Source organism: Pedobacter glucosidilyticus DSM 23534 (assembly GCF_000425145.1).
GTDB classification, from domain to species: Bacteria; Bacteroidota; Bacteroidia; order Sphingobacteriales; family Sphingobacteriaceae; genus Pseudopedobacter; species Pseudopedobacter glucosidilyticus.
In genome coordinates this window covers 82041-103636 of the sequence record NZ_AULF01000018.1, presented here as the reverse complement: position 1 = coordinate 103636, position 21596 = coordinate 82041, and the positions used below count along the sequence as shown (strand labels likewise).

At 35.2% G+C, this 21596-nt stretch carries 18 protein-coding genes; 3 read left to right on the top strand and 15 right to left on the bottom strand.

The window, feature by feature from the left end:
* On the bottom strand, positions 1-212 hold a 212-nt coding region (locus H510_RS19865), incomplete at its 3' end, for a transposase (RefSeq protein WP_483823591.1).
* Between the two features lie 240 nt (positions 213-452).
* The gene (locus H510_RS18490; RefSeq protein ID WP_051291115.1) at positions 453-908 is read right to left on the bottom strand and encodes a transposase; all 456 of its coding nucleotides are present in this window, start codon (positions 906-908) and stop codon (positions 453-455) included.
* A gap of 180 nt (positions 909-1088) precedes the next feature.
* Between H510_RS18490 and H510_RS0108010 the strand changes: the two genes are divergently transcribed.
* Positions 1089-1493, top strand: coding sequence for a hypothetical protein (locus tag H510_RS0108010; protein ID WP_026903850.1), 405 nt, complete (start codon positions 1089-1091; stop codon positions 1491-1493).
* Between the two features lie 230 nt (positions 1494-1723).
* On the opposite strand, the gene leuB is transcribed toward H510_RS0108010, so the two are convergent.
* The 13 genes from leuB to atpD all read right to left on the bottom strand — a co-directional run bounded on the left by leuB (position 1724) and on the right by atpD (position 18808).
* Complete coding sequence (gene leuB, locus H510_RS0108005; protein ID WP_026903849.1) at positions 1724-2782, bottom strand: 3-isopropylmalate dehydrogenase; 1059 nt, start codon at positions 2780-2782, stop codon at positions 1724-1726.
* A gap of 92 nt (positions 2783-2874) precedes the next feature.
* Complete coding sequence (locus tag H510_RS0108000; protein ID WP_026903848.1) at positions 2875-4392, bottom strand: alpha-isopropylmalate synthase regulatory domain-containing protein; 1518 nt, start codon at positions 4390-4392, stop codon at positions 2875-2877.
* A gap of 206 nt (positions 4393-4598) precedes the next feature.
* Complete coding sequence (leuD, locus tag H510_RS0107995; RefSeq protein ID WP_026903847.1) at positions 4599-5195, bottom strand: 3-isopropylmalate dehydratase small subunit; 597 nt, start codon at positions 5193-5195, stop codon at positions 4599-4601.
* 149 nt (positions 5196-5344) lie between these two features.
* On the bottom strand, positions 5345-6754 hold the full coding sequence (gene leuC, locus H510_RS0107990; protein ID WP_026903846.1) for a 3-isopropylmalate dehydratase large subunit: 1410 nt from the start codon (positions 6752-6754) through the stop codon (positions 5345-5347).
* A 59-nt stretch (positions 6755-6813) separates the two neighbouring features.
* Positions 6814-8319 carry a 2-isopropylmalate synthase gene (locus H510_RS0107985; protein ID WP_026903845.1) on the bottom strand — a complete coding sequence of 502 codons (1506 nt, stop codon included), beginning with the start codon at positions 8317-8319 and terminating at the stop codon, positions 6814-6816.
* A 62-nt stretch (positions 8320-8381) separates the two neighbouring features.
* On the bottom strand, positions 8382-9896 hold the full coding sequence (locus tag H510_RS18485) for an ATP-binding cassette domain-containing protein (RefSeq protein ID WP_036692289.1): 1515 nt from the start codon (positions 9894-9896) through the stop codon (positions 8382-8384).
* A 137-nt stretch (positions 9897-10033) separates the two neighbouring features.
* Positions 10034-11515 carry a ketol-acid reductoisomerase gene (gene ilvC, locus H510_RS0107975; protein WP_026903844.1) on the bottom strand — a complete coding sequence of 494 codons (1482 nt, stop codon included), beginning with the start codon at positions 11513-11515 and terminating at the stop codon, positions 10034-10036.
* 76 nt (positions 11516-11591) lie between these two features.
* Positions 11592-12194, bottom strand: a complete 603-nt coding sequence (gene ilvN / locus H510_RS0107970; RefSeq protein WP_026903843.1) for an acetolactate synthase small subunit — start codon at positions 12192-12194, stop codon at positions 11592-11594.
* Positions 12195-12213: 19 nt separating this feature from the next.
* Positions 12214-13935 carry a biosynthetic-type acetolactate synthase large subunit gene (gene ilvB, locus H510_RS0107965; RefSeq protein ID WP_036692287.1) on the bottom strand — a complete coding sequence of 574 codons (1722 nt, stop codon included), beginning with the start codon at positions 13933-13935 and terminating at the stop codon, positions 12214-12216.
* Positions 13925-15604, bottom strand: coding sequence for a dihydroxy-acid dehydratase (gene ilvD / locus H510_RS0107960; RefSeq protein WP_026903841.1), 1680 nt, complete (start codon positions 15602-15604; stop codon positions 13925-13927). The genes ilvB and ilvD overlap by 11 nt, the downstream gene beginning before the upstream one ends.
* Entirely contained in the window at positions 15604-16482 is an 879-nt protein-coding gene (locus tag H510_RS0107955; protein WP_026903840.1) for a branched-chain amino acid transaminase, read from the bottom strand. Before H510_RS0107955 ends, ilvD begins: the two co-directional genes overlap by 1 nt.
* Positions 16483-16980: 498 nt before the next feature.
* A complete protein-coding gene (gene atpC, locus H510_RS0107950; protein WP_026903839.1) occupies positions 16981-17229 on the bottom strand; it encodes an ATP synthase F1 subunit epsilon in 249 nt (82 codons plus the stop codon).
* A 70-nt stretch (positions 17230-17299) separates the two neighbouring features.
* On the bottom strand, positions 17300-18808 hold the full coding sequence (gene atpD, locus H510_RS0107945) for a F0F1 ATP synthase subunit beta (protein ID WP_026903838.1): 1509 nt from the start codon (positions 18806-18808) through the stop codon (positions 17300-17302).
* Between the two features lie 365 nt (positions 18809-19173).
* Here atpD and H510_RS0107940 point away from each other — a divergent pair, with 365 nt between their 5' ends.
* Both H510_RS0107940 and H510_RS0107935 read left to right on the top strand, forming a co-directional pair.
* On the top strand, positions 19174-20496 hold the full coding sequence (locus H510_RS0107940; RefSeq protein ID WP_026903837.1) for an SGNH/GDSL hydrolase family protein: 1323 nt from the start codon (positions 19174-19176) through the stop codon (positions 20494-20496).
* Positions 20497-20635: 139 nt separating this feature from the next.
* Positions 20636-21541 carry an SDR family oxidoreductase gene (locus H510_RS0107935; protein WP_026903836.1) on the top strand — a complete coding sequence of 302 codons (906 nt, stop codon included), beginning with the start codon at positions 20636-20638 and terminating at the stop codon, positions 21539-21541.
* Positions 21542-21596: the final 55 nt, after the last annotated feature.

Genomic DNA, 21596 nt, shown 5'->3' with positions numbered 1-21596 from the left:
CGGATATGTTTCAACATCAGTAAACCCACCATTAAACGTATGGGCTTGGCCGGACGGCCGTTATCCTTACAATAGAGTGGGGCAAAGGCCTTTTCAAAAACACTCCAATCTATCTTGTTGGCAAGTAAAAATAAGGGATGGTGGCGGTTTAGGGTGTGCTCAAAAGTGAAAAATAGGCTGGTTTGATTCTCTGGTTTTTTATTGGGAAGCATCTTAAATATTTGCAAGTTTTACGATATAAATATAACAAATCTTGCAATTATTTCACATTAAAACTATACACAAAGTATTGATAATCATAATTTTATATGCTTTTTAAGGCTCGACTAATTGGTTTAACGATTACATCGTCATTTATTATCTAAAACTCATATCTATCTTTATAATATCTAAAAGTCCTTTGCTATCTATATAATTTCTTGCCGAACTATATAAATATTCTTCTGGTAAAGCTACAATTTCAGCTTGTTATGTATATAATCTAGTTTTTGAGCTAAGATGCTATGATTATAGCATTCTATAGCATGATATCCATCTTTCCAAACTTTATAATCTTTTATTCTATTGTTAAACTTGGCGTGATAGCTAAAGCGGTATAACATCCAGTCTCTTCTACTTTCATGCTCAGTCTCTATTACTTTTATAATCTCTTTATTGGTGAATTTCTTAAAATCTCTAACAAAATCTGAAAGTAAAAAACGCTCTCTAGCAGAAACGAGCAAGTGTAAATGGTTAGTCATTAAACACCAAGCATAAAGGTCTAAACCTTTATGGTTTTGTGCATATCTTAAAGAATCTATAATAATTTTTTTGTAAACAGGTCTAATAAATATATCTACCCAATCTACTATTGTAAAAGTTATAAAATGGATTTGATCTTGTGTTTTTACACGGTATTGATGCGACATAGGTTTGATTTTAGTATTTAAATTTATTGAAAATTCGATAAAATCGAAAGCCCATGATAAGCACTCGTTGCAAACGAGCGCAATATGCAAACATTTAATGTTAATTAGCCGTGATAGTTAATATTCTAATGTTGATATTTTAATATAGAAACTAATAGTTATGGTATTTAACTTTGTGGGATGGGTATTCATAAGCTAACAACAGAAAATCAATACAATTTGATAGAACTAATTTTGAGATTAGATAAGATAGATCTTAAGCCGATTAAATCTGATAATGAATTAAAGGCACTATTAAAATTTAATGAAGTGTTTCAGATAGATGAGTCTCATTATGATTTTCATGGAAAGATTTCTTATTTTAAAATTGCAGAGGAAATTTATTTGTTAAAGATAAAATCTGATGATTACTATGTAGAGTTTAGGCAGCTTTTGAAGGAAGTTAGGTCTTTAAATTTAAACGGTAATGAAGATGTTCAAGAATTATTAAATGAGGTAATTAATAAAAACCATTTTAGCCATTACAAAGTATTGTCAAATAGTTATTCTTATTGGGGAGAAATTCAGAATAGAAATATCTTTTAGTAGCTATAACTTGCGCTCGTTTGCAACGAGTGCTTAATTGGTTTAACGATTGTATCGTTATTTAACAAGCACTGCACTTGCCACCTAAACCCGGTTGAAACGGCATCCCCGGAACGACCATCGGGAGTGGAGGGATATAGTGGAAAACGGGACTAGCGGGACAAAAATAATGACGCAATTGCTTTTCAAAAAAAACAGCCCCAATTTTTGGAGCTGCTTTCTTTAGATTTTTATACGTTTTTAGCTAACCAATCGCCAACTTCGCTTGTTTTGTAAGCTTTGTTGCTTCCGGCTAAATCTTCTGTTACTACGCCTTCTGCTAAAGATTTATTAACAACGTCTCTAATAGCTGCTGCTTCTGCGTGTAAGCCGAAAGCGTCTTCAAACATCATAGCGGCAGATAAAACTGTTGCCAATGGGTTTGCGATGTCTTTTCCTGCTGCTTGCGGGTAAGAACCGTGAATAGGCTCGTACAATGAAGTATGTAAGCCTTTAGATGCCGATGGCATTAATCCCATAGAACCTGAAATTACAGAGGCCTCATCAGTTAAAATATCTCCAAAAAGGTTTTCGGTAATTAAAACATCGTAAGAGTTTGGCCACTGTACTAAACGCATAGCTACGGCATCAACAAACTCGTAACTAACGGTTACTTCTGGATAATCTTTTTCCATATCCTGTACGGTTTCTCTCCATAAACGAGAGCTTTCTAGAACGTTTGCTTTATCTACACAGCATAATTTTTTACTACGTGTCATCGCTATTTCAAAGCCTAATTTTGCTAAACGCTGAATTTCTGCTCTGGTGTATGTACAAGTGTCAAAAGCGGTGTTGCCATTGTCTTTTCTGCCTCTTTCACCAAAGTAAATTCCGCCAGTTAGCTCGCGTAAGATGATTAAATCTGTACCTTCTATACGTTCTCTTTTTAACGGAGAGTTATCTATTAAAGAAGGGAATGTAAAAGTAGGACGAACGTTTGCAAATAAGCCCAACTTTTGACGCATTTTTAATAAACCTTGCTCCGGACGAACAGTAGCTTTAGGATCATTATCGTATTTTGGATGACCAATAGCACCAAATAAAACAGCATCAGCAGCCATACAAACTTCGTGTGTGCTATCTGGATAAGGCTCTCCACAATCATCAATAGCGCAAGCACCTGTTAAAGCAGATGTCCAATTGATTTCGTGGTTAAACTTTGTAGCAACAGCATTTACTACTTTAACAGCCTGGTCTACAACCTCAGGCCCAATTCCGTCTCCCGCTAAAAGGGCGATATTTAATTTCATATTTTATTTAGTTTGTTCGTTTCTAGTTTGTTAGTTGGTTAGATTGTTTTTTTCCGTTTTCATGAATTCTAACAACCTAACAACCTAACCATCTAGATGATATTTAACATTTTTTGTGTTGCTTTAATGGCACATACGGTTTGGTCTGAGTCTAAACCGCGTGTTTTAAAGCTTTTTTTATCGGTTTCCCATGTAATAATGGCTTCGCAAAGTGCATCAGAATCACTTCCTGGGGCAATTCTTACGGCATAATCTACTAGTTTTGGTAATTGTCTTTTCTTTTTAGCATAAACCTTATTTAAGGCATTCATAAAAGCATCAAACTGTCCATCACCTTGTGCATTTTCTTCGAAATGTTCTCCTTCAATAGAAACTGCTATAGTTGCAGAGGGGCGTAAACCTTTAGCATGTGTTAAAACGTAAGATTGTACGGTAACTTTTTCTTCATAAAGTTTACTATCCAAAACATCAGAAATGATATAAGGAAGGTCTTCTTTGGTAACGGTTTCCTTTTTATCTCCAAGTTCTATAACGCGTTGGGTAACCTTTTTTAAATCTTCATCATTAAGTTTTAAACCTAATTCTTGAAGATTTTTCTCAATATTGGCTTTGCCAGATGTTTTACCTAAAGCATAAGTACGTTTCCTGCCAAATCTTTCTGGTAATAAATCGTTAAAATAAAGGTTGTTTTTATTGTCGCCATCAGCATGGATACCGGCTGTTTGGGTAAATACATTGTCGCCCACAATAGGTTTATTTGCAGGTATTCTGATGCCCGAAAATGTTTCTACCAATTTGCTTACTTTAAAAATAGAAGATTCCTTTAATGAGATTTTTACCTCTGGCAGAAAATCGTTAATAACAGCTACAGCACTTGCCATTGGTGCATTTCCGGCTCTTTCGCCCATACCATTTACAGTTAAATGTAAGCCATCTATACCTGCTTTTACAGCTTCCAGAACATTGGCGGTACTTAAATCGTAATCATTATGAGCATGAAAATCAAAATGAACTTTAGGATATTTTGATTTTAATTCGGCAATATATTCATACGTTTCTGAAGGCGTTAACACACCTAAAGTATCTGGTAGAAGTACTCTTTTGATAGATTGCTGGCTAAGGAAATCTAAAAACTGAAAAACATAGTCTTTAGAATTACGCATGCCGTTACTCCAATCCTCTAAATAAACATTGGTTTGTATCTGATGTTGAGTTGCTAAAGTTATAACTGCTGCAATTTCATCAAAATGTTGTTGGGCGGTTTTTTTAAGTTGATGTGTTAAATGATTTAAAGAGCCTTTAGTTAGCAAATTTTGAACTTTTACGCCTGCATTTAACATCCAATTGATAGATACGCCGTTATCAACAAAAGAAAGTACTTCTATACGATTGGTATATCCATTTTGGCTTGCCCAATCCATAATAGCTTTTACAGCTTGAAACTCGCCATCTGATACACGGGCAGAAGCAATTTCAACTCTGTCTACATGTAGTTCCTCCAGTAATAGCTGGGCAATCGTAAGCTTTTCAGAGGCGGAAAATGAAACTCCTGAGGTTTGTTCACCATCACGGAGTGTAGTATCCATTATTTCTATTTTCCTGTTTACCATGTAAATATTTTTTTTGTTGATGATTGTTATTTCTATAAATCTATTTTAGAAAACGAGGCTGTCTCAAATTACCACTTTGTGTCAGGCTGAGCGGAGTCGAAGCCTTTTCTATGTATATCAGAGAACATTTCGACTCCGCTCAATGTGACAAATATGATTTTTTAGACAGCTTCGTTTTAAACAAGTTTATCAAAAACAGTCTGTTTTTATAATGGAAGATGCGTAGCAAATTCCTGAATTTCTGATTTTATGTTTTGCAGATAATCAATATCATCAAAACCATTCATCATATTTTCTTTTTTGTATGAGCTAATATCGAAGCTTTCTTGCTCTCCGGTTGATGTTAAAGTAATGGTTTGTGCCGGAAGATTAATTTCTAATTCTGTTTTAGGGTCTGCCGCAATAGCTTTAAATATTTTATCTAAAAACTCTGGACTAACCTGTACCGGTAAAACACCAATATTTAAACAGTTATTTTTAAAGATATCTGCAAAGAAGCTAGAAACTACGGCTCTAAAGCCATAATCGTAAACAGCCCAAGCAGCATGCTCTCTTGATGAACCCGAACCAAAGTTTTTACCACCTACTAAAATTTTACCGCTGTAAGTTGGGTTATTTAAGACGAAATCTGGTTTAGGAGTATTATCTGGATTATATCTCCAATCTCTGAAAAGGTTATCGCCAAAGCCTACACGTTCTGTAGCTTTTAAGAAACGAGCTGGTATAATTTGGTCAGTATCAACATTCTCTATAGAAAGTGGAACTGCACTGCTTTTTAATATGTTAAATTTATCGTATGCCATTTTTTTTAGTTTTTTAGTTGTTAGTTTGTTGGTTTGTTAGTCTTTAAAGGACTGATAACAAATTCTGAAACTATTCCTAAATGATATATTACTGTTAGTTTTTAGGATTATTAGATTTAATTGGACGAACCAACTAACAACCTAATCATCTAACCAACTAATTCTTCCATTAATTCTCTAGGGTCTGTTACTTTACCTGTAACCGCTGCCGCAGCTGCTACTAGTGGGCTTGCAAGCATGGTTCTAGAACCTGGTCCTTGACGGCCTTCAAAGTTTCTGTTTGATGTACTTACTGCATATTTACCTGCAGGAATTTTATCATCATTCATTGCTAAACAAGCAGAACAACCTGGTTGACGTAGTGTAAAACCAGCCTCAGTTAAAATATCTAAAATACCTTCTTCTTTTATTTGAGACTCAACAATATGAGAACCTGGTACTAACCATACGGTTACATTTTCTGCTTTTTGTCTTCCTTTTACAACAGATGCAAAAGCTCTAAAATCTTCTATCCTACCATTGGTACAGCTTCCTACGAAAACATAATCAACTGGTTTACCTATCATAGAATCGCCTTCATTGAAACCCATATAGTTTAAAGATTTCTCATAAGTTTCTACACCACCTTCTACTTGCTCAGCATCAGGGATTTGGTTAGAAATACCAATACCCATACCAGGGTTGGTACCATAAGTAATCATAGGTTCAATTTCAGAAGCATTATAAGCTAACTCTTTATCAAATACTGCATCAGCATCTGTTTTAAGGGTTTTCCAATATTCCATTGCTTTATCCCAAGCTGCACCTTTTGGTGTAAACTCACGACCTTGGATATAATTGAAAGTAGTTTCATCTGGAGCTATCATACCACCACGAGCACCCATTTCTATACTTAGGTTACACACAGTCATACGGCCTTCCATACTCATTTTCTCAAAAACTTCACCAGCATACTCTACAAAATAACCAGTAGCGCCAGAGGTAGTTAATTTAGAAATGATGAATAAAGCAACGTCTTTAGGCGTAACACCTCTGCTTAAAGTACCATTGATGGTGATTCTCATTTTCTTTGGTTTTGGTTGCATGATACATTGTGTAGAAAGTACCATTTCTACTTCAGATGTACCTATACCAAAAGCGATAGCACCAAAAGCACCATGAGTTGAAGTATGCGAGTCGCCACAAACAATAGTTGCACCTGGTTGTGTAATACCGTACTCTGGTCCAACTACGTGAACAATACCATTTTTTTGATGGCCTAAACCCCAGTGAGAAATACCATATTCTTTAGAGTTAGCCTCTAAAGCTTTAAGCTGATTTGCTGATAATGGATCTGCAACTGGTAAATGTTGGTTAATAGTAGGCGTGTTATGATCTGCCGTAGCAAAAGTACGCTCAGGATATAAAACTTTAATACCTCTGGTTTTTAATCCTAAGAAAGCTACCGGGCTGGTTACTTCATGGATTAAATGACGATCGATAAATAAAACATCTGGACCGCCTTCTATCTTGCGAACCACATGTTTATCCCACACTTTGTCAAACAATGTCTTGCTCATCTTATTATAATTTTATTTTGTTTTTAATTTCCAAGTCGCATTAAACGACAAATTTAATCTTATATGAATTTATTTATAGCATCTAAATAAGCATTTGCAGATGCTTTTACGATATCAGAACTGAAACCGTAACCTGCATAGTATTTATCGCCATATTTAACTCTCATATTTACTTTACTAACATCATTACTTCCACCATGTATAGCATCAATATGAAACTCTTTTAAAGTAACTTCTTTTTTAATGATGCTATCCATAGCTTTAATGGTAGCGTCTACCGGTCCATTTCCTGATGCTACAGCTTCATATACTTTTTCATGAATTTCTAGCTTTACCATAGCGGTAGGAATTAATGGATCGCCACACATCACCTGTAATAATTTTATGGTGATACCGTCTTTATAGTTACGCTCTGTACCATCGCCCATTAAAAGTAATAAGTCGTCATCTTTGATTTCTTTTTTACTATCAGCAAGTACTAAGAAACGCTCATAAACTTCATTTAAGTTTATTTTTTCAATTAAATATCCTAAACGCTCTAAATGGTGTTTAAGCGCATGACGACCACTTCTTGCGGTTAAGATAATCTCTGATTGGTCTATACCCACATCTTCCGGATTGATGATTTCATAATTCTCTCTGAATTTTAAAACACCATCTTGATGGATACCCGAACTATGTGCAAATGCATTTTTACCAACAATAGCTTTGTTTGGCTGTACTGGCATACGCATCATACGACTAACCATTCCGCTTAGCTCATAGAATTTTTTGCTATTGATATTGGTATAATATCCCAATTGATGGGTTTTTAATATCATAGCAACTTCTTCTAAAGAAGTATTTCCGGCTCTTTCTCCAATACCATTAATGGTACATTCTACTTGGCGAGCTCCGTTTTGGATACCAGCAATAGAATTTGCTGTTGCCAAACCTAAATCATTATGGCAGTGTACAGAAATTATAGCTTGGTCTATATTTTTAACATTCTCTTTCAGGAAACGAATTTTAGAGCCATACTGGTCTGGTAAGCAATAGCCATTAGTATCTGGTATATTAACTACCGTAGCACCAGCTGCTATTACAGCCTCTATCATCTGGGCAAGAAAAACTACATCTGCTCTTCCGGCATCTTCTGCATAAAACTCAATATCTTCTACAAACTTTTTGGCATATTTTACTGCTGCAACACCACGCTCCAGAATATCTTCACGGGTACTGTTAAATTTGTATTTGATATGCATGTCTGATGCGCCAATTCCTGTATGTATTCTTGGTCTTTTGGCATGTTTTAAAGATTCTACAGCAGCATCAATATCCTTTGTATTGGCTCTTGTTAAAGCACAAATAATAGGATCTTTTACAGCTTTAGATAGCTCAACAACACTTTGGAAATCTCCTGGGCTTGAAATTGGGAAACCAGCTTCAATAACATCAACACCTAAGATTTCTAATTCTTTTGCAATCTCTATCTTTTCTGATGTTGTTAATTGACAACCAGGTACCTGTTCACCGTCTCTTAAAGTAGTGTCGAAAATGTAAATTCTATTCGGGTCGTGTAACATATTCTTTTGTTAGCTTCATTTACGCTTGTTTAAGGGGTAAATGAGTTCATTTTTTATTCTTTTTATAATGATGGCTCAAAGTTTAATGCATAATCTTTAAGCTGTTTATATGCTTTATCTGTTTTTAACTCTTCTATCAGGATAACTTCTCCGTTCTCCAAAACAATCTTTTTTTCTAAGCAGTTGGGTAATTGAGATTCAAAATGACCAACGTAAATTAAAGTCATACCATTACTGCAAAGCTCATCTACCAATTGGTTAAAATGTTTGGTTTGTTGTTTATCTAAACCTTGGCAAGGCTCATCCAGAATAAGTAATTCTGGGTTTTTAATGATGGTTCTAGCCAGTAAAACCAATCTTTGTGTACCTAAAGGCAAGGTGTTTAAAAGTCTGCTTTTTTCTTCGGTTAAACCAAAATATTCAACTAGCTCATCTACTAAAATACTTTTAGAATAAGGTAGTTGTCTAAATAAACCTACCGAGTCATAAAGGCCAGAAGCAATACTTTCCCATACCGTAGCTGATGCATCAAAATACCAATGAAATTCTGGAGAAATTAAGCCAATATGTTGTTTAATATCCCAGATACTTTCTCCGCTACCTCTTTTATTACCAAATAAATACAAGGTATTGGCATAAGATTGTGGATGGTCTCCGTTTATTAAACTTAATAAAGTTGATTTACCAGAACCATTATGTCCTTGCAGCAGCCATTTTTCACCAGCTTTAACTTCCCAGTTGATATTTTTTAGCACTTGTTTTTCTCCATAACTAATTTGGATGTTCTCCATTTTAGCTATTTGCTGTGAGCTATAAACAGGCGATGTTCTTAAAAAAGCTGGTATTGTTTTGTTTTCCCTTAGGGGGATGAATTGCTGTAAATCAGTTTTCGTATTTACGGCTACCAATTTTTTGTCTACAATGGTAGCAAAACGGTTGATAGACGATGGTAAATCATCATCATTACTGATTAAGATTAATGTTACCCCTGCCGATGCAGCTTCATCTAAAAGAAGATTTAGGTTTTTTCTCGATTTTAAATCTAAACCTGTATAAGGCTGGTCTATAATAAGCACTTGAGGTTTTAACCACAAAGCTTTAACCAGTTGTAATTTTTTATGCTCGCCGCTAGAAAGCTCTATAAGTTGCGAGTTCTGTAAAGATGTAAAATCTAATCTATTTAAAATAGATTCAACATCAGCAATATTTAAGTGATGTTCTTTAGCGTAATAAGCTAGTTCTGCTTTTACAGTTAAAGTTTCTTTAGCCTGTTGGCTTGTATAGCGTTGCTGATAGTAAAAATTAGCAACACCTTCTAAATTTTTAAATTGATACCAGCTTTCTACAAACAAAACTTTTGCAGGTAATTTACTTGTATCGTTAAAAGTGATTTTGATGCTTCCAGATGCAGGTAATAAGCTAGCTATAACTTTGCCTAAGGATGTTTTTCCGTTGCCACTATTCCCGCCTAATAACCAGTTTTCTCCCGAAAGGATAGTCCAATTCAAATCCTCCAACACCAGCATTTGCTGATATTGCAAGTTTAAATTGTTGATATGGACGACTGGTTGTGACATAAGCCTCACTCCTAAATCCCCTCTCTGAAACAGAGGGGACTTTTGAGCAGAATAAAATTTAACTTTATTACATTAATTAACATATAGCACTCACTGTACTCCCTCTCCAAAGGAGAGGGTTGGGGTGAGGCTTTTACTTAAGCAGTTTTAATAGCTTTCATAGCTGTCATTGCTTTACGCAATTTTACACCTACAACTTCTACTTGGTGGCTACGTAAAATTTCATTGATTTCTACTAATCTTCTGTTATCTACAGAACCATCTTTTCCTTCGTTAAAGTTTTTACCTACTAAGTCTGTATCAACTTTCTTCATAAAATCAGCTAATAAAGGCTTACAAGCTTGGTCAAATAAATAGCAACCGTACTCAGCAGTATCAGAAATTACACGGTTCATTTCGAATAATTTTTTACGAGCAATGGTATTTGCAATAAGCGGAGTTTCGTGTAAAGACTCATAATAAGCAGATTCTGGTTTAATACCAGCCTCAACCATAGTTTCAAAAGCCAATTCAACACCTGCTCTAACAAAAGCAACCATTAATAAATAGTTATCAAAGTATTCTTGCTCGCCAATTTTAACATCTCCGGCAGGAGTTTTTTCAAAAGCAGTTTCACCTGTCTCTGCTCTCCAAGCCAATAAGTTTTTGTCTCCATTTGCCCAATCTTCCATCATGATACGGCTAAACTCGCCACTCATAATATCATCTTGGTGCTTTTGGAATAAAGGACGCATAATGTCTTTTAACTCTTCAGAAACTTCAAAAGCTTTAATTTTAGCAACATTACTTAAACGATCCATCATACCAGAAACGCCACCATGTTTTAAAGCTTCAGTGATAACTTCAACACCATATTGTACCAATTTAGAAGCGTAACCAGCATCAATACCTTTTTCAATCATTTTATCGAAAGAAAGAATAGAACCAGTTTGTAACAAACCACAAAGTATAGTTTGCTCGCCCATTAAATCTGATTTTACTTCAGCAACAAAAGATGATTTTAATACACCAGCTCTATGGCCACCAGTACCTACGCAATAAGCTTTTGCTTGTGCTAAACCTTTTCCTTCCGGATCATTTTCTGGATGTACAGCAATTAAAGTAGGTACACCAAAACCTCTTACGTATTCTGCTCTTACCTCGCTACCTGGGCATTTAGGTGCCACCATAATAACGGTAATATCTTTACGGATTTGCATGCCTTCTTCTACAATATTGAAACCGTGTGAATATAATAGGGTAGAACCTTGTTTCATTAAAGGCATAATAGCATTAACAACAGCAGTATGTTGCTTGTCTGGTGTAAGGTTAACAACTACATCTGCAGAAGGAATTAATTCTTCGTAAGTACCAACTTTAAAGTTGTTTTCTGTAGCGTTTTTCCAAGAATCACGTTTGCCTTCAATTGCTTCTTTACGTAAGGTATAGCTTACATCTAAGCCGCTATCTCTTAAATTCAAGCCTTGGTTTAAGCCTTGTGCACCGCAACCTACAACTACAATCTTTTTCCCTTTTAAAGCATTTACTCCATCTGCAAACTCTGCATTATCCATGAATTCGCAAACGCCTAATTGGTTTAGTTTTTCTCTAAGGGGTAAAGTATTAAAATAATTTGCCATTGTTTTTATTGTTGATTTATATTTTTATTGTTAATTAGTTGTCCAAGGTCTATAGACTATTGTCCATGGACTGTTACTACATCGTAAACACCTTATCGCCATTATTTAGATATTCATTCTCTGCTGCTGGCTCTCCTGGTTCGCGGTTTTCAAATTGTTTTAGTTTGGTATGGAAACCATCGCTAGCTTTTATAATAGCTACACGGGCACTTCTTACAAATTCTATTAAACCATATTGTTGTAATACTACCACTAAAGCATCCGTTTCTTCCCTATGTCCAGTAGTTTCAAAAACCGTGTAATCTTTACGGATAACCACGGCTCTTGCACCATATTCACGTAATAAACGCTCTACACTCACATGCTCCGCAATAATTTCTGTAGGTACTTTGTAAAGTGCAAGCTCTTGCCAAATAACATCTTCATTGGTGTTGTAGTATACTTTTAATACTTCAACTTGCTTTTCTAACTGACGAGCAACTTTTCTTACCACCTCTTCTGTTTCGTTTATCACGATGTTAAAACGGTGAATACTTTCTACCTCTGAAGGTGATGTATTTAAGCTTTCGATATTCAGTTTTCTTCTACTAAATATAATTGCTATCCTGCTCAGTAAACCAACCTGGTTTTCGGTATAAACAGTGATGTTAAATTCCTTCTTTTCTAATTTTGATTCCATGATTTTCTAAATTGAAGGTTTACTTAAGCCTGATTTCACTAACACTACAGCCTTGTGGCACCATAGGGAATACATTATTTTCTTTAGTTACCATAACTTCTAAAAGGTATGAGCCTTTATGATCAAGCATGGTTTTTAAAGCGTCTTTTAGTTCTGCTCTTTCTGATATTTTTTTACCGTCTATGTAATAGCTTTTTGCAAGAGCTACAAAATCCGGACTGGTAATATCAACAAAAGAATATCTTCTATCGTGGAAAAGCTCTTGCCATTGTCTTACCATTCCTAAGAACTGATTATTCAAAATCATGATTTTTACATCAATACCACTTTGCATAATAGTACCTAGTTCTTGTAAAGTCATTTGGAAACCACCATCACCAATAACGGCTACTACGGTTTTTTCTGGTGCGCCAAACTTAGCTCCAATAGCTGCCGGTAAAGCAAAGCCCATGGTACCTAAGCCACCGCTAGTAATATTACTTCTGGTGTGATTAAATTTAGCATAACGGCAAGCTACCATTTGGTGCTGACCCACATCTGTTACGATAATAGCGTCTCCGTTAGTTAATTGGTTAAGCTGATTGATTACTTCGCCCATGGTTAACTCTCCAGATTGAGGGTTAATTTCAGCATCAATACACTGAGCAAACTCTTCTTTAGAATAATTATTAAACTTCGCTAACCATTCTTCATGTTTGTTTTCTTTAACTAAAGCGGTTAATAAAGGTAAAGTTTCTTTACAATCTCCCCATACCGGAACATGAGCTTTTACATTCTTATCAATCTCGGCAGGGTCTATATCTAAGTGAATAACCTTAGCTTGTTTAGCATATTTATCTAAACGACCAGTAACACGGTCATCAAAACGCATCCCAATAGCAATTAAAACATCGCATTCATTGGTTAAAACATTTGGGCCATAATTACCATGCATACCTAACATACCAACATTTAAAGGGTGGTCTGTAGGTATAGCACCTGCACCTAAAATTGTCCAAGCAGCAGGAATACCTGTTTTCTCAACAAAAGCTTTAAACTCTTGCTCGGCATTACCCAATAATACACCTTGTCCAAATAAAATAAATGGTTTTTTAGCTTCATTGATTAAAGCAGCAGCTTGCTCTATATAACTATTTCTAACTATAGGTGTAGGTCTATAACTTCTGATATGATTACACTTTTTATAACCATGGTAAGCAGTTAGTTGTATTTGTGCATTCTTTGTTATATCAATAAGCACTGGTCCTGGTCGGCCTGTTTTGGCAATATGAAATGCTTTTGCTAGTACCTCAGCAATTTCAGAAGCATCAGTTACCTGATAATTCCATTTTGTAACAGGTGTAGTGATATTGATAACATCAGTTTCTTGGAAAGCGTCTGTTCCTAAAAGATGCGCAAATACTTGTCCAGTGATACATACCATTGGCGTACTATCAATTTGTGCATCAGCTAAGCCAGTAATTAAGTTAGTAGCACCTGGTCCGCTGGTAGCAAACACAACACCTACTTTCCCTGATGTACGGGCATAACCTTGTGCAGCATGTGTTGCACCTTGCTCATGCCTAACTAGAATATGTTTTAATCTATCCTGATAATCATATAAAGCATCGTAAATAGGCATAATTGCTCCTCCTGGATATCCAAAAATGGTATCAACACCTTCGGCAATTAAACCGTTTAATAAAATTTCTGAGCCTTTAAGCTGTTCTACAGTGGTTGCTGTCTCTTCTTCAGAACTCATCAGTAACGCATCCTTCTGTTGCATTTTTTACAAGTTTAAAATATTTATACAATACCCCGCTTTTTACTGGAGGCTCTGGTTGTGTCCATTTTGCTTTTCTTGCGGCTAATTCTTCATCAGATAGCATCACATTAATGGTATTTTTAGTAGCATCAATTTCAATAATGTCATCATCATTAATCAAAGCGATATTACCACCTTCAAATGCTTCAGGAACAATATGACCTACTACAAAACCATGTGTACCTCCAGAAAATCTACCATCAGTAATTAATGCTACTGAAGAACCTAAGCCTGCACCAAAAATGGCAGAAGTTGGTTTTAACATTTCTGGCATACCTGGTCCACCTTTTGGCCCTACATAACGGATAACTACTACATCACCTGCCTTAACTTTTCCTGATGATATACCTTCAATAAGTGCAGATTCTCCATTGAAAACTCTTGCTGGTCCAGAGAAACGTTCACCTTCTTTACCTGATATTTTAGCAACACTGCCTTGAGTAGCAATATTACCATATAGCATTTGTAAGTGACCAGTAGTTTTTATAGGATTTTCTATAGGGAAAATAATTTTCTGCTCCTCAAAATCGAGGTCCTTAGCTTCAGCAACGTTTTCTGCAACGGTTTTCCCTGTAACAGTTAAGCAATCACCATGAATCAAACCTTTCTTTAAAAGATATTTCATAATAGCTGGTGTTCCGCCTAACTCATGAACATCTTCCATCATGTATTTTCCACTAGGTTTTAAATCTGCAATTACCGGTACGCTATCGCTGATGTCTTGGAAATCTTTCATGCTTAGGTCTACACCTACAGATCTAGCCATAGCTATCATGTGTAATACAGCATTGGTTGAGCCACCCATGACCATGATAACCACCATAGCATTATGGAAAGCTTTACGAGTCATGATATCACGTGGTTTGATATCTTTCTCTAATAAAATCCTGATGAATTTACCAGCTTCTAAACATTCATCTTTTTTCTCTTGGCTTAAAGCCGGATTTGATGAACTGTAAGGCAAACTCATACCTAAAGCTTCAATAGCAGAAGACATGGTATTAGCCGTGTACATACCACCACATGCTCCAGCACCTGGGCAAGAATGTTCTATAATACCTTGATAATCTTCTTCGCTAAGGTTACCAGCAATTTTTTGCCCTAAAGCTTCAAATGCTGATACGATATTTAGAGATTGTCCTTTATAATTTCCAGAATGGATAGTACCACCATAAACCATAATTGATGGTCTGTTTAATCTTCCCATAGCAATGATAGCTCCAGGCATGTTCTTATCGCAACCAGGTAAAGCTATTAAAGCATCATAGTAATGGCCACCGCAAACAGTTTCTATAGAGTCTGCAATAACATCTCTTGATACCAAAGAAAAACGCATCCCATCTGTACCATTGGTAATACCATCACTAATGCCAATAGTATGAAATTTTAAACCTACAAGATTATGGTTCCAAACACCTTTTTTTACAATATCAGCTAAATCATTTAAGTGCATGTTACAAGTGTTACCATCATAACCCATGCTGGCAATACCTACTTGTGCTTTTGCTAAATCTTCTCTTGTTAAGCCAATTCCATAAAGCATTGCTTGTGATGCAGGCTGTGTCTGATCTTGAGTAATAGTCTTACTATACTTATTTAATTCCATTATATTATTACTTCGAAACTTAATTTATCTAATACTAAATTCTTGTATGCTCTTTGTATGGTTGCGCCAAGCGAGTCTTTGAAAGGCGTTTTATATATTTTATCGTCCAAAGAGGCTATTCCAACAACTTCAACTGCTGTGCTACACAAAAATGCGCTATCTGCATTTTTTAGTTCTTCTACAGAAATAGGCTTTTCTATAACTTCTATATCCAATTGTTTGGCTATTTTAATAATGGTTGCTCTGGTTATACCGGGTAAAATATAAGCCGAGATTTCTGGAGTATAGAGCTTTCCATTTTTCTCTATAAAAATATTTGCACCAGGCGCTTCTGCTACATAGCCTCTGGCATCTAACTGTATAGCATCATCATATCCATTTTGTGCGGCATCTGTGGTAGCTAAAATAGAATTGATATAATTGCCTGTAAGTTTTGCATCCACCGGTACTGATTTTGGATTTGGTCTTTCAAACCTAGAAATGCAAGTATTTAATGATTTGTTGGCATCATAATAATCCCAATGCCAAGCCATAATGGTAATTCCAGATTGCTGATTTACTTTTAAATCCATACCTGCTCCACAAGTAACCAGAGGTCGTAAATAAGCGTTCTTTAATCTGTTTTTATGTAAAACTTTATAAGAAACTTCTATCAATTCTTCTATGTCCCAGTGAAAAGGAATATTCACTTTTTCACAAGAGCGTTGAAGGCGTTCAAGATGCTCGCGAACTTTAAAAAGTTTTACGCCATTATTGGTTTGATAAGATCTGATACCCTCAAAAGCTCCAAAACCATAATGAACAGTTTGGCTGAAAATATCTATACCAGCATGTTCTGCCTGGAAAAACTCTCCATTTTGGTATATAATTGTTTTCATTGTTACTTTATTGGGTTTAAATGATAAAAAAAAAGCCTTCTTTATTGGAAGGCATCTTTAATTTTTATGTAGCTAATTAAAACATGCCTTAGACTGCGTACCTAGTAAAATAGGTAAGAAAATAATGACTAAGTTTATAGCTATTGAAATCATATTTATACTTTATTTTTTATCAACTTTAATCTTCTCAAGGTAAGGCATGTAATATTTATTGTCAAGAGTAAAGCATTAAAAAAGCTAAAAAAAATATTATTTCATTAAATAATGCTAAACAGAATAATATTTGTTCTTGAAGCGCCAAACCGTTATAAATTTCATAATTTTTGAACCAAAAATGAAAATGGTATTTAGTATAAAACAAACTTTTATTATGCAAGCATTGTATTTTGAGGGCTAAATCTTCTTAAAATATAAGATGGGCTTTAAAAATTTAAAATTTTGGTCAAAAAAAAACCGATAACTTAAGCCATCGGTTTTTTTAATTTTAAAAAGCTTTAATTAGCTTTCTATTACTCCTTCTGCAAGAACAATAATCTTATTATCAATAACTTCTATTGCACCTCCGTTGATGATAAGCTTTTCTGTTTTAGTTGCTGTTCTGATGGTAACTTGTCCTTTCTCTAAAGTTGAGATGATAGGAGCGTGGTTATTGAGTACTTCAAAAGAACCCATCGTTCCCGGAACAGTTACTGATATAACTTCACCATCAAATACTTTTTTATCTGGAGTTAATATTTCTAAGTTCATATTTATCGTATTGCGTATTTAGTATAGCGTAATGCGATTTACTCAATACGCTATACGCAAATCTCAATTCTTATGCGTTTGCTTCAGCTAATAATTTTTTACCTTTTTCAATAGCGTCTTCTATACTACCAACAAGGTTAAATGCTGCTTCAGGATACTCATCAACTTCTCCATCCATAATCATATTAAAGCCTTTGATGGTATCTTTAATGTCAACTAAAACACCTTTTAAGCCGGTAAACTGCTCTGCAACGTGGAAAGGTTGAGATAAGAAACGTTGTACTCTTCTTGCTCTAGCTACGGTTAATTTATCTTCTTCAGATAACTCATCCATACCTAAAATAGCAATGATATCTTGTAATTCTTTATAACGTTGTAAGATTTCTTTTACTCTTTGTGCACAAGCATAGTGCTCTTCTCCAACAACTACAGGAGTTAAAATTCTTGAAGTAGAATCTAATGGATCTACCGCAGGGTAAATACCTAACTCAGCAATTTTACGAGAAAGTACTGTTGTAGCATCTAAGTGGGCAAAAGTTGTAGCCGGAGCAGGGTCAGTTAAGTCATCCGCAGGTACGTAAACCGCTTGTACAGATGTAATAGATCCTCTTTTTGTTGAAGTAATACGCTCTTGCATAGTACCCATCTCTGTTGCTAATGTTGGTTGGTAACCTACGGCAGAAGGCATACGACCTAATAGCGCTGATACCTCAGAACCTGCTTGCGTAAAACGGAAGATGTTATCGATAAAGAAAAGGATATCTTTTCCTTGTCCATCACCTTCACCATCGCGGTAGTATTCTGCAATGGTTAATCCTGATAAAGCTACACGAGCTCTAGCACCAGGAGGCTCGTTCATTTGACCGAAAACGAAGGTTGCTTTAGAATCTTTAAGTTCTTCTTTATCAATTTTTGATAAATCCCAACCACCTTCTTCCATAGAATGTTTAAACGCATCTCCGTATTTGATAATACCAGCTTCAATCATCTCACGTAAAAGGTCATTACCTTCACGAGTACGCTCGCCTACACCAGCAAATACTGATAAACCATCATAAGCCTTCGCAATGTTGTTAATTAATTCTTGAATTAATACAGTTTTACCAACACCAGCACCACCAAATAAACCAATTTTACCACCTTTTGCATAAGGCTCTAATAAGTCAATTACTTTGATACCTGTAAATAAGATTTCATTTTCTGTAGATAGATCTTCAAATCTTGGAGGTAAATTATGGATAGATTTACCATTTACTTTATCAATATCTTCGATACCGTCAATAGCGTCACCCACAACATTGAATACACGACCTTTAATACCTTCGCCTATTGGCATTTTAATAGGAGCTCCGGTATCAGTAACATCCATACCTCTTACTAAACCGTCTGTAGAATCCATCGCAATGGCTCTAACTCTGTCTTCACCTAAATGCTGTTGTACCTCTAAAATGATTTTTTGACCATTTTCTTTACGGATTTCTAAAGCATCGTAAATTTTCGGCAGTTTGGCATCCTCGGCTGAGAAACTAACGTCTACAACTGGTCCGATGATTTGTGCTATTTTTCCAATGTTTGGCATATCGAAATTTAATTATGTATCAGTGAGATATAAATCCCTATCAATTGAATTTTTGAGTGGGCAAAATTACTTTTTATTCATCAAAATACAAATATATGTATACAAAATGTTTTTAAGGAAATTTCATATTTCTATTTTATTGTGTAAAGTATTGAAAATGAGTTGATTTTGCTATTTTTTGATTTTGAAATATGTTTCGGTTTTATTCTTGAGAGTGGTTTTTTAAAATGGCAATGATTGTTCAGAAACTTGATATAAATTTTTCTTTAAAAAAAATAGGAATGAATCTAAAAATTTGTTATGCTTGCATAATAAAGAGAGATAAGCTCATCTTGTCTTAACCAATTAACTTAAATTAATTTGAAATGAAATTTAATTACGCATTTAAATGGGCTTTTGCGGCTATAATTTTAGTTGCATCAGGTTGTACAAAAGATGAAGAGACTGCCGTTGTTCCTAGCTCTGGAAACGCAGATTTTACCAGATATATTGCATTAGGAAACTCACTTACGGCTGGCTTTGCTGATAATGGACTATACTTAAGTGGTCAATTAAATTCTTTTCCGAATATTTTAGCTCAGCAAATGAAGCTTGCTGGCGGTGGAGAATTTGCTCAAGCTTTATTTCCAGCTAATCAAGCTAATGGTTCTGGTTATGTGCGTTATGGTGGCTTAACTCCGGCTGGTACACCAATTTTGATTCCTGTAACCACTAATTTAGGTATCAGGGGTTCGGCAACTATACCTGGGTTCGGCAATGTAACTTTATATACCAAGCATACCGGTCCTTTAAATAATTACGGTGTACCGGGTATCAAATTAAGAGACATAAAATTAAATGTTTACGGAAATGTTAATGGTTATTTTGAGCGTTTATTAGCCGGAAATGCTGGAACCAACACTACTACATACTTAGATTTTGTTACAACAACACCTTTTACCTTCTTTACCAATTGGTTAGGTAATAATGATGCTTTAGGATATGCTACTAGTGGCGGAGTGGGAGATGTGTTAACACCAACAGCAGATTTTACTACCATGTATACAGAATTAATCAATAGGTTAACAGCTACAGGGGCAAAAGGTGTGGTAGCAACTGTGCCAGATGTTTCTGTTATACCGTTTTTTAATACGGTAACTATAAGCGCAATTTTGGCGGGTGTGAATGCCGCTAGGCCTGTAGGTATTCCAGCATTTACAAACATTTTTATAGCCACAAGTGCTGGTGCTAGAGCTGCAACCGCAGAAGATTTAGTAGTATTAAACTTTTCTACCAGCTCGGTTGGATCTACCACTACTGGACCCGGTGCGCCTTTTCCTTATGGCTTACATCCAAATAATCCAATTGAGAATAGATTTATTTTAGATAGGGATGAAGTGGCTACGGTCAGAACTGCCATAACAAGTTATAACAATACCATAAAAGCAGTTGCAGCATCTAAAGATTTGGCTGTTTTTGATGCTAACGAGTACCTAAATAAGTTTAAAGGAGCTGGTATAACTGTAGATGGAGTTACTTTTACCACAGCATACATTAGCGGTAAAATATTTTCTTTGGATGGTGTACATTTAACTCCAATGGGTAATGCAGTGGTAGCTAATGAGCTTATCAATATTATCAACGCAAAATATAATGCTACGTTACCAAAAGTAGAATTAAGTAATTATACATTTTTGAAATTCAACTAAGTTGATCAGGTTATAAAAATTACCTTTATTTTGAAGCAGTTTATCATTAAAAAGGCAGTGTAATAGCACTGTCTTTTTTGTTATGATTAAATTTAGTTATTAAAAGTGATTTTTCCGGCAAAAGAACTATTTTCGGGCAATGAAAAAGATTCTAGTAACTGGTAGCAATGGTTTGTTAGGACAAAAACTTACTGAAAGGATTTTAGCTCAGCAAGATTTTGAATTAATTGCTACATCTAAAGGGCAAAACAGATATGCTGTAAAAGATGGTTATACCTATGCAGAAATGGATATCACCAATGAAGATAGTATCCATGAGGTTGTAGCTAAATACAAACCAGATGTGATTATTCATACAGCTGCAATGACTAATGTAGACACCTGCGAGAATGAAAAGGAACTTTGTTGGCTGCTTAATGTTACAGCAGTAGATTACTTGATTAAAGCATGTAAGAAATACCAAATCCAGTTGGTTCATCTTTCTACAGATTTTATTTTTGATGGTGAGGATGGTCCTTATACGGAAGAAGATAAAGCTAATCCAGTTTCTTATTATGGAGAATCTAAATGGGCTGCGGAACAGCTTTTAATGCAATCTGATATTCATTATACCATATTAAGAACCATTATTGTTTACGGTATTGTGAATGATATGAGCCGAAGCAATATTGTACTTTGGGCTAAAGGTGCTTTAGAAAAAGGTTTGCCTATTAATATTGTTAACGACCAATGGAGAATGCCAACTTTAGCAGAGGATTTAGCAGAAATTTGTTTACTAGCTGCTCAAAAAGGTGCAAAAGGTATTTATAATGCTTCTGGAAAAGATATGATGAGTATTATGGAGCTGGTAGAACAAGTGGCAGACTTTTATAACTTAGATAAAAGCTTAATCAAACCTATTAGCTCTGATTCTTTAAACCAGGCTGCCAAAAGACCAAAAAGAACAGGATTTATTTTAGATAAATCTGTCAAAGATTTAGGATATCAACCACACTCTTTTAAAGAAGGTTTAGAAATTATGGATAAACAATTGAAACAAAGGTGACTTGTTAGAAGTTAAAGATGAGATTCTAAAATCAATTACTCAATAAATAATCATT